This is a genomic window from Sphingobacterium sp. SGG-5, assembly GCF_011043525.1.
Taxonomy (GTDB): domain Bacteria; phylum Bacteroidota; class Bacteroidia; order Sphingobacteriales; family Sphingobacteriaceae; genus Sphingobacterium.
This window is the reverse complement of sequence record NZ_JAAKGO010000004.1, coordinates 205,356-220,530: the sequence shown is the minus strand read 5'-3', so window position 1 is coordinate 220,530 and position 15,175 is coordinate 205,356. Positions and strand designations below refer to the sequence as shown.

General features: G+C 44.6%; 13 protein-coding genes. 7 read left to right on the top strand and 6 right to left on the bottom strand.

All coding sequences use genetic code 11. The annotated features are described in order from the left end of the window. Window positions 1-144: 144 nt before the first annotated feature. Both G5B30_RS07475 and G5B30_RS07470 read left to right on the top strand, forming a co-directional pair. Window positions 145-846 (top strand): LytR/AlgR family response regulator transcription factor, encoded by a 702-nt coding sequence (locus tag G5B30_RS07475; RefSeq protein WP_165319348.1) that lies wholly within the window; start codon window positions 145-147, stop codon window positions 844-846. Continuing rightward, the gene (locus G5B30_RS07470; RefSeq protein ID WP_165319347.1) at window positions 847-2,724 is read left to right on the top strand and encodes a sensor histidine kinase; all 1,878 of its coding nucleotides are present in this window, start codon (window positions 847-849) and stop codon (window positions 2,722-2,724) included. Between the two features lie 216 nt (window positions 2,725-2,940). On the opposite strand, the gene G5B30_RS07465 is transcribed toward G5B30_RS07470, so the two are convergent. Continuing rightward, complete coding sequence (locus tag G5B30_RS07465) at window positions 2,941-3,744, bottom strand: XRE family transcriptional regulator (RefSeq protein WP_165319346.1); 804 nt, start codon at window positions 3,742-3,744, stop codon at window positions 2,941-2,943. Window positions 3,745-3,837: 93 nt separating this feature from the next. Here G5B30_RS07465 and G5B30_RS07460 point away from each other — a divergent pair, with 93 nt between their 5' ends. From G5B30_RS07460 to G5B30_RS07445, 4 genes are all read left to right on the top strand, one after another. Next, complete coding sequence (locus G5B30_RS07460) at window positions 3,838-4,581, top strand: ImuA family protein (protein WP_165319345.1); 744 nt, start codon at window positions 3,838-3,840, stop codon at window positions 4,579-4,581. Beyond that, window positions 4,574-6,070: a Y-family DNA polymerase gene (locus G5B30_RS07455; protein WP_165319344.1), complete on the top strand. Its 1,497-nt coding sequence runs from the start codon at window positions 4,574-4,576 to the stop codon at window positions 6,068-6,070. Before G5B30_RS07460 ends, G5B30_RS07455 begins: the two co-directional genes overlap by 8 nt. 13 nt (window positions 6,071-6,083) lie before the next feature. Further along, window positions 6,084-9,287: an error-prone DNA polymerase gene (locus tag G5B30_RS07450; RefSeq protein ID WP_165319343.1), complete on the top strand. Its 3,204-nt coding sequence runs from the start codon at window positions 6,084-6,086 to the stop codon at window positions 9,285-9,287. Between the two features lie 77 nt (window positions 9,288-9,364). Continuing rightward, a complete protein-coding gene (locus tag G5B30_RS07445; protein WP_165319342.1) occupies window positions 9,365-10,102 on the top strand; it encodes an SDR family oxidoreductase in 738 nt (245 codons plus the stop codon). Window positions 10,103-10,105: 3 nt separating this feature from the next. On the opposite strand, the gene G5B30_RS07440 is transcribed toward G5B30_RS07445, so the two are convergent. Both G5B30_RS07440 and G5B30_RS07435 read right to left on the bottom strand, forming a co-directional pair. Further along, complete coding sequence (locus G5B30_RS07440; RefSeq protein WP_165319341.1) at window positions 10,106-10,774, bottom strand: hypothetical protein; 669 nt, start codon at window positions 10,772-10,774, stop codon at window positions 10,106-10,108. A 72-nt stretch (window positions 10,775-10,846) separates the two neighbouring features. Further along, window positions 10,847-11,179: a hypothetical protein gene (locus tag G5B30_RS07435; protein WP_165319340.1), complete on the bottom strand. Its 333-nt coding sequence runs from the start codon at window positions 11,177-11,179 to the stop codon at window positions 10,847-10,849. Window positions 11,180-11,342: 163 nt separating this feature from the next. Here G5B30_RS07435 and G5B30_RS07430 point away from each other — a divergent pair, with 163 nt between their 5' ends. Then, window positions 11,343-11,933 (top strand): YceI family protein, encoded by a 591-nt coding sequence (locus G5B30_RS07430; RefSeq protein WP_165319339.1) that lies wholly within the window; start codon window positions 11,343-11,345, stop codon window positions 11,931-11,933. A gap of 5 nt (window positions 11,934-11,938) precedes the next feature. Here G5B30_RS07430 and G5B30_RS07425 read toward each other — a convergent pair whose 3' ends face one another. Genes G5B30_RS07425 through proS form a run of 3 tightly spaced genes read right to left on the bottom strand, consistent with a single transcriptional unit; the run spans window position 11,939 to window position 15,032 of the window. Continuing rightward, the gene (locus tag G5B30_RS07425; RefSeq protein ID WP_165319338.1) at window positions 11,939-12,715 is read right to left on the bottom strand and encodes a TIGR02757 family protein; all 777 of its coding nucleotides are present in this window, start codon (window positions 12,713-12,715) and stop codon (window positions 11,939-11,941) included. A gap of 19 nt (window positions 12,716-12,734) precedes the next feature. Continuing rightward, a complete protein-coding gene (locus G5B30_RS07420; protein WP_165319337.1) occupies window positions 12,735-13,511 on the bottom strand; it encodes a GDP-L-fucose synthase in 777 nt (258 codons plus the stop codon). 48 nt (window positions 13,512-13,559) lie between these two features. After that, window positions 13,560-15,032, bottom strand: a complete 1,473-nt coding sequence (gene proS, locus G5B30_RS07415) for a proline--tRNA ligase (RefSeq protein ID WP_165319336.1) — start codon at window positions 15,030-15,032, stop codon at window positions 13,560-13,562. Window positions 15,033-15,175: the final 143 nt, after the last annotated feature.

Sequence of the window (15,175 nt, the reverse complement as noted above, 5' to 3'; positions counted from 1 at the left end):
ATAAACTAAGTCTGCTACAAAGGTTCTCAGAACCTTCAACCTACACAAGCCCAAATAGACGAACGACCATATTAATAGACGGAGGGAGGTTTGCCTACCACTTTAATTTTGTTTAGCTTTGATTTATCTAAACAGTTGTTTCCCATGGCGTACCGCTGCATTATAATAGACGACGATGAGATAGACAGGCTTACGGTACAGGCCTTTGCGAGGAAGTATGCCTTTCTTGATATTGTTGGTGTGTACGATTCTGCTGTTGCGGCACTAAAAGAAATAGAGACTTCCCTACCGCAGGTATTGCTGCTGGATATCGACATGGGCGAAATCAATGGCTTACAGCTTCGCAAGAAACTCATCGATACAGAGGCCTGCATTTTTATTACATCCTACCCAGATTATGCCGTGGAAAGCTTTGAACTGGCAGCTTTAGATTTTCTGGTGAAACCTTTAGCCGCGGAACGCTTTGCCCTTTCCATGCAACGCCTGGAGGAATACCTGCACATGCGTAAAAAATCGGAGCTCCTTGACCACAGCCTCCATGGCGACACGATTTTTATCAAAGATGGACATGAGCAGGTAAAAGTCCGCAGCAGTGATATTTTATACTTAGAGGCGCTAAAAGACTATACCACGGTGGTGACCAAAACAAAACGATATCACATACTGGCTTCGCTGGGCAATCTGTTAAAGACCCATTCTTTCGAAGGCTTCCTGCGGGTGCATCGCAGCTATGCCGTACAACCCCATTTTATTGAAAAGGTGACCCCGTCGGGATTACTTATTGACGACATACAGGTTCCTATAGGACGTAGTTATAAAGAAACTGTACGGAACTTAACAGGTTAAATGATGGGTGTTAGAAACTTCATATCGCTATTCCTTCTGCCGATGCTTTCGGCGATGTCGGTTTGCGCCCAAACTGATGGGGAGTATGTCGATTCCCTTAAAACCGTTCTTCGCACGACCGACAATGATTCCACTAAAGCCCGGATGTATATTCGGATTGCAAACGCTACAAGATCAAATCCCGAGCAAGCCTACAACTACCTTGACTCGGGTCTGGTCATCGTCAAAAAAATGAACTGGGTCAAAGGCTACGCTATCTATTACAACGATATCGGAACCAACTATAATGATCGCAGCATTTACGACAAAGCTGTGGAATATTACCAAAAGTCGCTGGATTATTCTGGAGATTTTCCCACTGTCCGTATACTGACCTTATCCAATATTGCCCAGCTCTATACCCATCAGAGCAACGATTCTTTGGCGCGGGCATATAACGAAAAAGTATGGACTATCGCCCAAGAAGAAAACTTAAAACATGAAGAAGGGCTTTATTATACGAATGCTTCTTTTATTGAAATGGATACCTTAGAGAAACAGGCATTGCTCAAAAAAGCCATCGCTGTTTATACCGGAGTAAAAGATTCTTTGCTGCTGGCAGCAAACTATTATAATTTGGGAGATGTCTCAGGTAATCACAAAGACCGCTTGCAGTATTACCTAAAAGCTAAAGTTATTTTTGACCGCGTTTCGCCCCATTACAGCGTAGCGGTTTCAAACAGAATTGCCTTAGCAGAAGAACACCTGTTTCTTGCCAGCAACGATCGTATAAAAAACGGTTTGAACATCGGTGAAAGTAAAGCTTCACTTTTAGAAAAAGCGGAACGCTACATTCGGGAAGCTATGGAAACTGCCGAGGCAACGGGTAGTCTCCAGAATCTTTTTTATGCCTATGGGGTCCTTGCCGATATAAAGAAAGCAAAAGGTGAGTTTGAAGAAGCTCTGAAATATGCAAAAATGAGCTATACCAAAACCGATTCGCTTTTCTCTCAGGAAAATAAGAACCGGATAGCAACTCTGGAAAGCCAGCGTGAACTTGATCGGCGCGATAAAGAACTGGCAATAAATAAGCTACAACTCAGCAATGCCCGGCGTATCAGGATGGCATTGATTGGCGGGGCCGGATTGCTGTTTATCATAGGGGGCTTATTACTTTACCAAAATGTGCAGCGCCGCAAAACCAACAGCGCATTGCTTGCCCTAAACAATGAACTGGACGAGGCTAACAAGGTAAAAACAAGATTTTTCGGCATCCTAAGTCACGACCTCCGTGCACCGGTGACCAATCTTATCCATTTTCTCCACCTGCAAAAAAATGCTCCTGATCTGCTTGATGACAGTAGTACAGAACTGCATCAGCAAAAACTGACCGACGCTGCGGAAAATCTATTGGAAACAATGGAGACCGTTCTGTTATGGAGCAAAAGCCAGATGGAACGTTTTACGCCACAAAAGAAAATAGTACCGGTAAACTCGCTTTTCGAATACCTAAACAATCACATTCCCAATAATCCGGCAATAGCAATATCCTATAGCAATACCGAATCTATTTCCATCAATACCGATGAGGACTATTTGAAAACAATCCTATATAACCTAACGGTAAACGCGCTAAAAGCCCTCAAAAACACACCGAATCCACAACTGGAATGGAAGGCCATAACCCAGGACAATAAAGTACTGATCATTATTACCGATAACGGCCCGGGCATTTCGCACGAACAAGCCTATGCGCTCTACAACAAAGAAGCAGCAGTGGGAACGAAATCCGGGCTGGGGCTTCACATTATCCGGGATCTTGCCGATGCCATACAGTGCAATATCGTTTTAGAAACCGGGCAAAACAAGGGGACGATGTTTACGCTGAGGTTTTCATAGAAGTTATAATCTCACTTCGGTCAAACAAATAAATGGGTTAGGTGATCTGAAAAACTCGCTTAGGCGTTATTCCAAAAATGAGTACTCAATTTGAGTAAAACGAGTACTCATTTTGTATAAATTGAGTACTCATTTTTATAAAGTCGCCTAAGTCGTTTTGTGAAAGGGCCTAAGCCGTTTTGTAAAACAGCCTAAGTCTGTTGTTCTTTCCGGATACTATTCTCTCCTCATACTTTTCCCCAATTCCCGGATAGCCGCCAGAACAGTTGTCATTTCCGGTTGTGTATCCGGAAACTTTCTACTGGTATACGCGTAAAAACCCCATATTTCCAAAACATCTTCAGCAGCGACAGTAAAAGGTTCGTATAACGGGTTTAGCGACCGCAGTAAAAGCGTACCCTCAGTTTGTACAGTCACCATTTTAAAAACAAAATCCTGTTGCCCCCTAAGGACGACGATACAGGGCGTATCCGGCTTAATGCCCGTCCAATCCGTTATATACCTACCGATGATATCACTACCATCCGGTATGGGCAGCATCGAATCACCTATGATCGGGAATATTCTGAATGTCCCTCCTTTTGGAAGATGAGGTAGCGCATATTTCGGAAGAGCAGCAATAAACTCCGGATCCGCATAACCCGTCGCATATCCCGCTTTGGCCTTCACAGGCACATATTCCACATGTTCATTATTGGTCTTATCGACACTGATCGCCAAGACCCGTAAATTGCCCCCCTTTATATACACATCATTGCCCGATTCCAATTCACGAAGTTTTAATTCCCCGAGTTTTGATAAATCGACCTTCAACAAGGTATCTACGCTGACAGCAAAAAAGTCCGAAAAATGCAGATAATCCTCCGGAGGTGGCGATTTTGTATTCCCTGCTTCTATAGCCGCCAGTTTCGCCCGTGTCACACCCAGCTTTTCCGCCATGATTTCCTGACTCAGCTTCTTACGTAGACGTAGAAACTTCATATTCGAAGCAAAAAATATTTTTTGATTTACACGTTTCATTTGTTATAATAACTAACATAATTTTGTTACTAATAATAACAAAATTAAGAAAAGTTAGGCTCATTGTATGGCAAAATGTAATATTTTTTGAACATGGAAGGTATAGCAAAAAAGGAGATCATTAAGCAGCTTCAAGAAAAAATACTCGTATTGGAGGGTTTTAAAAAGGCTGTATCCGCTAGAAATGACCTTGATTTCGGGTTGCGGGCTATGGAGGACGCTTTCCCTTGTCGTGTATTCCCCACCGGGGTAATACATGAATTCATCAGTCCAACAGCTGCCTCTGCCACCGCATCGAATGGGTTTATTGCAGGCCTCTTGTCCACCCTTATGAAGAAAGAGAAACCCTGTTTATGGGTCAGCAGCAAACGCAGTTTGTATCCCCCCGCTCTGGAACTGTTCGGCATTGCGCCTCATCAGATTATTTTTGTCGATGTGACAGGTGATAAAGAAGCTTTATGGGTAATGGAGCAGAGCCTCAACTGTCGTGTACTAAGCGCTGTCGTTGCGGAGTTAGGTGACGTCAGCTTTGCAGAATCCCAACGATTACAACTTGTCGTAGAGCGTAGTGGGGTCACCGGATTTATACACAGGAAGCGTCCTCGACGGGTAACTCCACTGGCCTGTGTGTCCAGATGGAGGATTCGGCATGCCATGAGTTATACCCCCGATAATCTGCCCGGTGTCGGACATCCCGTCTGGGAAGTCCATTTAGAAAAAATCCGCAATGGAAAACCCGGCAAGTGGCACTGGGGATGGTGGGGCGGTCAATTTGTACATCTATGTCCCGATAAGCTATCTCAATCTATTTCTCCAAAACGCGAACGTTATGCATAAACGATTTTTATCCCTTTGGTTTCCGTTTTTCGCAACGGATAGAATCGTCAAACACCATCCACATCTCCAGGATATCCCCTTTGTTTTGTCCGGCCCAGAGCGTGGACGTACGATGATCAAAGCAGCCAACAAAATTGCCAACCGCGAAGGTGTTTTCGTCGGCATGGTATTAGCCGATGCCCAGGCCATCCTACCCCAATTGCACGTATTACCCGAAGAACCCGATGCCACGGAAAATGTATTAAATTCCCTCGCTCAATGGTGTTTACGCTTTACACCGATTGTAGCTATAGAGCCCCCTGATGGCCTTCTCCTCGATATCTCCGGATGTCCTCATCTCTGGGGAGGCGAACATCCTTACCTGGACGATCTCATGGACCGTCTCCATAAGGGAGGCTATGAGGTTCGTGCTGCAATAGCCGATACCATAGGTTGCGCATGGGCCATAGCACGTCATGGACAACATAGAATTGTGGTACCTACCGGAGCACAGGAAGAGGCTTTAATAACCTTACCTCCCACTGCTCTCCGCTTAGAACCGGCTGTCGTAGAACGGCTTCACAAACTTGGCTTCCATACGATCGGGCAGTTCATCCACATAGCCCCCGGCACACTCCGACGACGATTCGGCTCTACCTTCACCGCCCGTTTAGGACAAGCTTTGGGTACCGTGTTTGAAACTTTACAACCTATACAGCCCCTAAAATCTTATCAGGAGCACTTACCTTGTCTCGAACCTATCTGTACAGCCACAGGAATTAAGATAGCACTCCAACGATTGTTAGAATTACTTTGTAATACACTGGCAAAAGAAGGAAAAGGAATGCGCAGAGGTATTTTTAAAGGATATAGAATAGATGGAAATGTACAGCAGATCAGTATAGGTACAAGCAGAGCCTCCCACAGTCCGACACATTTATTTCGACTTTTCGAACTCCAGATTCCGACCATAGAGCCTGCCCTGGGTATAGAACTATTTGTTCTGGAAGCGTTATTGGTGGAAGACATCAACGAAGCCCAGGAGACCTTATGGGAGAGCAGAGGAGACTCAACGGAAATTGCAGAGTTAATGGATAATATTGTTGCTAAAATAGGTATAAACACTATCCACCGTTATCTACCGGCAGCGCATCATTGGCCCGAACGTGCTATAAGAGATCGTATATCTTCAGACATGCATCTCCAAACTACGTGGCCTACACAAAACCTTCGTCCGCTGCACCTGCTTCCCCATCCTGAACCGATAGAGGTCATGGTACCTCTTCCGGATTATCCGCCCATTCTTTTCAGACACCGCAAAAAAATATATAAACTGGTCAAAGTAGATGGTCCGGAACGCATTGAGCAGGAATGGTGGATAACGAACGGAAAGCCACGTGATTACTATCGTGTTGAGGATGAAAGTGGTGCCCGCTACTGGCTTTTCCGTTCAGGACATTATTCCGACGACAGCGCCCCCGAATGGTTTATTCATGGTTTTTTTGCATAATAAAGGCTAAAAAATGGAATACGCCGAATTACAGGTCACCAGCAATTTTTCATTCCTTCGGGGCGGTTCTCATCCCGAAGAGCTTGTTGAAAAAGCAATTACGTTAGGTTATAAGGCTATTGCACTAACCGACCGCAATACCCTCGCCGGCATCGTTCGTGCCCATGTAGCTGCCCGGGGGAAAAATATCCGCTTTATTCCGGCCTGCCGTATCGATTTGTTGGATGGCCCCAGCTTACTCGCTTATCCCACAGACAAGGCTGCATATAGCAATCTTTCCTCCCTCCTCACACAAGGCAATCTACGTGCAGAAAAGGGTGAATGCTTTCTTTATACATCGGACGTATATGCGCATGCCCGTGGAATACGCTTCATCGTGGTACCACCCACCCGGCTAAATGAAGAGTTCAATTTTGATTCGGCATTTGCAGAAGCGTTGGCAGCCTATAAAGAACAATTAGGCGATAGCCTATATCTCGGCGCTTCTTTTTTATATAGTGGAGATGATCAAAAAAAATTACACCGTCTTGCCCAATTAAGTGATAAGCTGGGTATTCCCTTGGCTGCATTAAACGATGTACATTATCATGATCCTGACCGCCGTCAATTGCAGGATGTACTGACCTGTGTGCGGGAAAAGTGTACGATACAGACTGCCGGATATCGTCTCCATGCGAATGCTGAGCGTCATCTCAAAGCTATCCCGGAGATGCACCGCATCTTCCGTCAATATCCGCATGCACTCGCCCATACCTTGGAAATTGTTGACGCTTGTCACTTTTCATTGGACGAGTTACAATACATTTACCCCGAGGAGATTACCTCAGAAGGCAGAACACCCCAGCAAGAGTTGATCCACTTGACATGGGAAGGAGCGCGTGAACGGTTCCCTGAAGGGATAGCCGAGGATATAAAAGCTACGATTGAAATGGAACTTGAATTCATTGCCCGAAAAAACTATGCTTCTTATTTCCTGACCGTCTATGATCTGGTACGTTTTGCGCGAGAAAAAAGCATACTCTGTCAGGGGCGTGGTTCAGCAGCCAATTCCGCCGTGTGTTATTGCTTAGGTATCACGTCGGTAGATCCGACCCAGGTCAAACTGTTATTTGCACGATTTATGTCGGATGCCCGGGATGAACCACCGGATATCGATGTAGATTTCGAGCATGAAAGACGGGAAGAAGTCATGCAGTATATCTATGAGAAGTATGGACGGGATCGTGCTGGTATCGTAGCCACAGTCACACAAGTGCATTGGAAAGGTGCTGTACGCGATATCGGCAAAGCTATGGGACTATCGGTAGACGCTGTAGACCGTCTCGCAAAAATGCGGTACGAACTCACAGAGGATTGGGAGTCACGAAAGGTGGGTCCCAATCCAAAAGGCCTTAATCTTCAGAATCCGCTGTTGCGGAAAGTATTGGTACTTACCCAGGAATATATCGGTTTTCCACGGCAACTTGGACAACACACGGGTGGATTTGTGATTACCCAAAATAAGCTTTCTGACCTCTGTCCGATTATCAATGCGCGCATGGAAGGGCGTACCAATATCGAATGGAACAAAGATGACATTGAAGCACTCGGTTTCCTCAAAGTCGACGTATTGGCTTTGGGTATGCTGACCTGTATCCGAAAAGGCTTTGACTTAGCCAAACAACATTATGGAGAAGAGTTTACGCTGGCCAATATTCCACAGGAAGAGGGTGAAGTTTATGAGATGATCAGTCGTGCCGACACCTTGGGTGTCTTTCAGATCGAAAGCCGGGCGCAGATGTCCATGCTACCTCGCCTCCGGCCTGAGAGATTCTATGATCTGGTTATTGAAGTCGCTATTGTAAGACCGGGGCCAATTCAGGGTGATATGGTACATCCCTACCTACAACGACGGGATCAAAAAAAAGCAGATCCTGATTTCGAGATCTCCTATCCTTCTCCTGAATTAGAGGCGATCTTGGAACGTACCTTGGGCGTGCCCTTGTTTCAGGAGCAGGCTATGGAAATTGCTATGGTGGCGGCAGGTTTTACACCCGATCAGGCGGATGGCCTACGCCGGAGCATGGCTACCTTCAAAGCCAAAGGGAAGGTTTCCCAATATGAAAAAATGCTGGTTGAAGGTATGGTAAAAAAAGGCTATGAAGAAGATTTTGCCCGAAGGGTATTCCGGCAGCTGGAAGGCTTCGGAAGCTATGGTTTTCCGGAAAGTCATGCCGCCAGCTTCGCCTTATTGGTCTACATATCCTCCTGGATAAAATGCTATTATCCCGACATCTTCGCCGCATCACTCCTCAACAGCCAGCCGATGGGGTTTTATTCACCTGCTCAGATTGTGATCGATGCCCGTAAGCATGGTGTAGAGGTCAGGCCTGTAGACATCAACCACTCGTATTGGGACAATACCCTCGAAGAGTTAGCCGGAAAATACTGTGCGCTACGTCTGGGATTCCGACAAGTAAAAGGACTGCATGAAGAAGATATGCAATTGCTTACAGCGGGGAGAACGCAACCTTATAAAACAATTCACGAACTCGTTGATAACGGCGTGCCCTTATCCGCTTTGGAAAAACTGAGCGATGCCGATGCTTTTCGATCCATGGGCTTAGATCGAAGACAAGCATTGTGGGAGATATCGGCACTTACCGACCATCCTGTCGGTGTATTTACCGGCCAGCCCTCCGGCAGTGTATATGAAGGAAAGGTCGATCTGCCGCCTATTTCTGCATTGGAGCATGTTATTGAAGATTATTCCTCCACCACCCTCTCGTTAAAAGCGCATCCGGTCAGTTTCACACGCGAGAAATTAAATCTACTGCACGTCACGCCTTCGGGCCAATTAAATACCATGAGGGATGGCATGCTGGTCAAAGTATGCGGCCTTATTACAGTCAGGCAAAGGCCGGGCACAGCAAAAGGAATTCTGTTTATTACCATAGAAGACGAAACCGGTTTTTCAAATTTGGTCGTTTGGGAAAAGACATTCGAAGTATACCGTAAAGTGATTTTACAATCCCGGTTGCTGCTTGTCGTAGGTAGATTGCAGATCGAAAGGGAAGTCATACATATCGTTGTACATTCTTGCCACAATATGAACCATCTTTTACACATTGATAATCAAAGCCGGGATATTGGCTCCGTTCATAAGCCCGCACAGTCCAAGGAAAAAGATGGGCATTTTGTACAAGGAGAATTATTTCCTTCCAGAGATTTTAAATAGCAATTCAAGGCCAACCATATAGCGGAAGAACTGTTCTTAGTAGAGCGAAGGTTATAAGCTCCTATAAAATCGAAGAAATGGAACAACAGAATGAAAAAAAAGTATTCCTAACCGGTGGAACTGCAGGAATCGGAAGAGCCACAGCCCTTCTATTGGCTGAAAAAGGATATCAGGTATTTATCATTGGCCGTGACGCTGAAAAACTGAAAGATTTTCTTGATGACGCCCAACGGCGTGGGGTTAAAGATCGTATAGCGTCTTTGTTGCAGGATCTGTCCGATCACACAGCCTTAGAAAGAATTTTGCCCGAACTTTGGGCCAGCCATGGTCCTTTTCATATACTCATTAATAATGCAGGGCTGGCCTTTGATGGTGTATGTGGGTCCGATCCCGATAATTTAACATACATGCTCCATACCAATCTCGAAGCATATTTGTTGCTATCCGGTTTTTTTGCCGATCAGATGATCAAAGCGAGTATAGAAGGCGATATTATCAATATCGGTTCTATGAGTGCTGAGACACGGGAAGGCAAAAGTTCGGGCTATGTAGCCTCCAAATCGGGCATACAGGGTTTTACAGAAGCTTTTCGTAAAGAGGTCAACCCACACAATATCCGTGTCTCTCTTATTGAGCCCGGTGCGGTAGGTACGGATATGCAAGATCCTTCGCCTGAAGAACAACGAGAATTAGAGGAGAAACGGGAAATGCTCAAAGCAGAAGACATCGCGCATGCCATACATTTTACACTCGAACAGGACAGAAGAATAGCCATCGTCGAAATGCGTATAAAACCTCTTCGGCAGTTTATCTAATGTTTAAGACAAATAGATTTCTTCTTCTATCTCCTTCCTAAGTTTATCCAGAAATAGACGCAATTTCGATCGAACTAAAGGTTGAAAGGGGCTGGTTAAGAAACGTCCTATATTACCTCCTGGGGGTGTATAACTGAAAACCAGATCCAATACGGTGATATTAGGTATTACACCCTCTCTGAGTTCAATTCGGCCAGTGTGGTAGAGAAACGCATCTTCATTAGCCGACCATCCCAAAAATTCATTTATTCTTTCTTTGACGACAAACAATTCAAACGGACATGATTTGCCCATAATTTCTATCGTCAATTCCCAATGTGTTTTTTCAATATCCAACGGTTTTGCGCTCTTTAAACATGGAATATGCTTTTTTAGATTTCTAAAATCCCTAAAGTAGGAAAATACTATTGCCGGAGGCTGTTGGACGACTATTTCATATTTGCAATTAAACTGTCCGTGGTTTTTGTTTATACGCTGTAGCCAAGGTATGAATGGTATTTTGCCTGTGGCCCCGATATACAACAGTACCCCACCGGACACAAAGCGCCAAGGCTTCCCTCCTTTACTTCTTCCCGATCGGAGCAACCACTGTCCTGCATACAACGCCAACATTCTGAATAGCTCTTGCTGTAAGTTTTCATTTTTTATCTTTAATTTGCTTTGTAAGTTCATAATATATATAATACATCTCTTCCTTATGAACGTTTAACAAAGGTGATAAGTTCAATAAATATCGAAATTACATTAAAGCTCATCGATATCATACCCCCCGGTACAGTCCATGCATGAACTACCGTAGGAGTCGTATTCCTCATAGGCCGCGCCGACCTTACCAAATAAAGTGATGATTCGGTCTATTCTTATTTTAGTACCGTCGTCTAGTACAATAAATTCTCCGCTCCCTTTTTCTTCGGTCATCCTTACCACACTCCCTTTTGCCTCAGCCACCTGACCATCCCTATCAAAAAAGAATATTTTGCCCGTACTCTTTTTGTTGATTTCCTCTTCTATCACTTCCCGGTACTCCCAAGGGACGGGAAGATAGGACGTTTCAGCCGATTTATTTTTTGAATCCATGTATGGTCGAATTTACCTTTTTTCCATTCAAACACCATGCCGCTCCTATAACCTGACATAGCAGTGACAAACAAAAAGCATTTTCAGGCATTTCTTAAGGTAGATTAAGAGAGAGATAGAAAAATAGGACCAATTTTGTACCAGACAATCAAAAAAGAAAGATATGAAAACAATTTTTAGTGTATTATTAGCATCAGTTTTAACGATACAGTTATCGTTGGCACAAGTCAAATGGGCCGTAGACCCGGCGCATACCAATGCCCGCTTCGAAGTAAAACATTTAGGTATTGCTTTTGTTGACGGGGAGTTCACCAAACTAGAAGGTTCGGCAGAGACGGCATCGGACAATAACTTTGATAACGCTAAAGTAGCGTTCTCCATCGACGTCAACAGTATCGACACCCGTGTCGAAATGCGGGATAACCACTTGCGAAGCGATGACTTCTTCAATGTGGAGAAATTCCCCAAAATGACGTTGACCAATGCTGTATTGACAAAAGGTGCACAAGGAAAGTTTGTCCTTACTGGTGATCTAACGATCCGCGATGTAACGAAAAAAGTAACATTCGATGTGGTTCAAAACAACGGTATCATTATTGATCCATGGGGCGGAACCCGTGCGGGATTCACCGCAACGACCACCATCAACCGTTTTGATTACAACATCAACTATGCGGATAAGCTCCCTACCGGGGTATTTGCCGTTGCCCCTGAAATAAAGATTACGGTAAACACTGAAGTGGTAAAGAAATAACACAATTACATTTCACCCTCTACACCTAAGCCAAACAAGGCAAAATCATATTTAACTGGATCGTCAGGATCCAGTTTTTTAAGGTTTTCGGTCAGCTCCACAGCTGTTTGCCAATTTACCCGTTCCGAAGTTATCAAACCCAGTTTCCGGGCAACCCGCTCCACATGTACGTCACATGGACATATCAATTGACTGGGATTTATTCGTTGCCAAATACCAAAATCGACACCAGTATTGTCCCGTCGGACCATCCAGCGAAAAAACATATTCAAGCGCTTACAGGACGACCTCTGCACGGGAGAACTTACATGTTTTCTGGTGCGCCAAGGAAAATCAGGCAGCGAAAAGAAATAAGCCTTGAAATTATTGAGTGCCATTTCGACGTCAACCATCTCTCGCTGCTCCTGTCCTATTAAAAAAGCATCCTCCAACGAGGAGAACCTTTCATAATGGTATCTAAAAAAAGCAACAAAATAGAGCAAGTCGGTATCATTGAATGTACGGTGCTTAAATCCCAGCAGCTGTTTCAGATCCTTATTCTGATGATTTTTGATAAAATCAAAAGGAGTACCATCCATCCGCGTGATCAGCTCCGTGCATTTATTGATGATCGTTTTACGTTGCCCCCAAGCCAATATCGATGCCATAAACCCCATAATCTCTACATCTGCCGGGTGGGTGAACCGGTGTGGAATACGAATCGGATCCTTTTCAATAAAATCGGCACAATTATATTGCTTTACTTTATTATCTAAAAATTCCTTTAAATCAATATTCGACATAGCAAGAAGTTAAAACGGATCAAAAATCCACCGGAGAAGCATACTTAAAAGTATATCCGGTCGCCCGGATGATCTTATCAGAAAGCACTATCTTATGAAAAATGTGCTCCGGCGCAAACGCAAGAGGCAGCTTATAACCATATTTCCGGGCGGAAGCCTCAATAACATGCCGTTTTGAAGGATGATCAGGACATACAATATTGTACACACCATCGGACAGCCCCTGCTGAAATCCTTCCACAATCAACTGCACGACGTCCTCCACATGTACAAAGTTAGCCACCTGATCGCCTGTTGTACAGACCTTATCGGCAAAGTATTTGGCAAAAATCCGATTCTTACCAAATAGCCCGCCCAAACGATAGACAGCAGTACGCGGCAAAGATAGCATACGCTCTTCTGCACTGCGCAAACGGTCATTCAGATCAGATGTATGGGTTTCATCAAAGGTACCATCCCGATCGGGATAAATCCCGACCGAGCTTAAAAAAATATGACCTTTATAATCGAATTGACCAATGAATGCTTTTACCCGGTCAAAGCGTTCAGAAAGTACCTGAGGTTGATGTTTGGAAGCTGCCGGGACACTTGTTAATATATAATCAAAGGAGGATGGCAACAACCGGATATCCGCGAAAGTATCAAAATCGATCACCGCCGTGCGAAGGCCCAGTTGTTCCAATCTTCTCGCTTTATCATCGTTCGTGGTCGTCACCCACAATTCCGCACCGGTACGCAGCATATACGCTGCAAAGGCCTCTCCTACCCAACCACACCCTAATATCAATATTTTCATTTTTGTTAACCCCAAAGCTTAAAGCCTATGACCTAAAGCCTATAGCCCTTAATACGCTTTCGCGAATAACACCCGTTGTGTCGAAGGCTTGCCGGTAAAAATACAGATTCCATCCTCTTCCTTCGCATCCAAAGGAATACAACGGATGGTAGCCTTGGTTTCATCTTTCACCCGCTTCTCCGTTTCAACTGTACCATCCCAATGGCAGGAAATAAATCCCCCTTTGGTCTCTAACACTTCTTTAAACTCCTCGTATGAATTGACTTCCGTCGTATGTTCCTCCCGGAATGACCATGCTTTTTGGTAAATATGCTGTTGGATTTCTTCCAGCAGATTTTCAATCCGATCGGCCAAGCCTTCTTGGGCAACCGTTTCTTTAGTTTGCGTATCCCGACGGGCCAACTCCACGGTGCCATTCTGCATATCACGTGCACCAACAGCCACCCGTAATGGCACACCTTTCAATTCCCATTCGGCAAATTTAAAACCAGGACGTTGTGTATCCCGATCGTCGTATTTCACCGACACATTTTTTGCCTTCAGTTCAGCAGTTAAGTTGTCCACAAACCGATCCACCTGTGCCTTTTCCTCTTCTGTGCGATAAATCGGAACAATCACCACCTGTATAGGAGCAAGTTTCGGGGGGAGAACAAGCCCTTGGTCATCGGAGTGCGCCATAATCAGCGCTCCCATTAATCTCGTCGAGACACCCCAAGAGGTAGCCCACACGTACTCCTGTTTGCCTTCTTTGGAGGTAAATTTCACATCAAATGCTTTTGCAAAATTCTGTCCAAGAAAATGAGATGTTCCCGCCTGTAGGGCCTTCCCATCCTGCATCAGTGCTTCAATACAATACGTTTCTAATGCGCCCGCAAAGCGCTCGTTCTCCGTTTTACGTCCACGCACCACGGGTAGTGCCAATATATTTTCCGCAAAATCAGCATATACGTCGAGCATTTGCTCCGTCTCGGCGATCGCTTCCTCCTTAGTCGCGTGAGCGGTATGTCCCTCCTGCCATAAGAATTCAGCCGTACGTAAAAACAACCGTGTACGCATCTCCCAACGCACCACATTGGCCCACTGGTTCACAAGAATAGGCAGGTCGCGGTACGATTCAATCCACCCCCGGTAAGTATTCCAAATAATCGTTTCAGACGTAGGTCTAACGATCAGTTCTTCCTCCAACTTAGCTTCCTCATCGACAACAATCTGTCCGTTTCCATCATTTTTTAAGCGATAATGGGTAACCACAGCACACTCCGTGGCAAAACCCTCCACATGGGATGCTTCTTTAGAAAAAAAAGATTTCGGTATGAATAAAGGAAAGTAGGCATTGCTGTGCCCTGTTTCCTTAAACCGTTTATCAAGAATAGCCTGCATTCTTTCCCAGATACCATACCCATATGGCTTAATCACCATACATCCCCGCACGGCTGAATATTCAGCCAGATCGGCTTTAATCACCAAATCATTATACCATTGCGAATAATCCTCACTTCGACTTGCTATTCCTTTGCTCATTATGCTAAAACTGAATTAAATTGTGTTACTCTCTTCAAGAAGAAAAATATTTCTATTTTTGTTAACAAGGTTTAAACCTTTCGTAAATTTCGCGTCTAAGATAATAAATAAGACTGTATTCTATATATACTTTAGATCAAGAT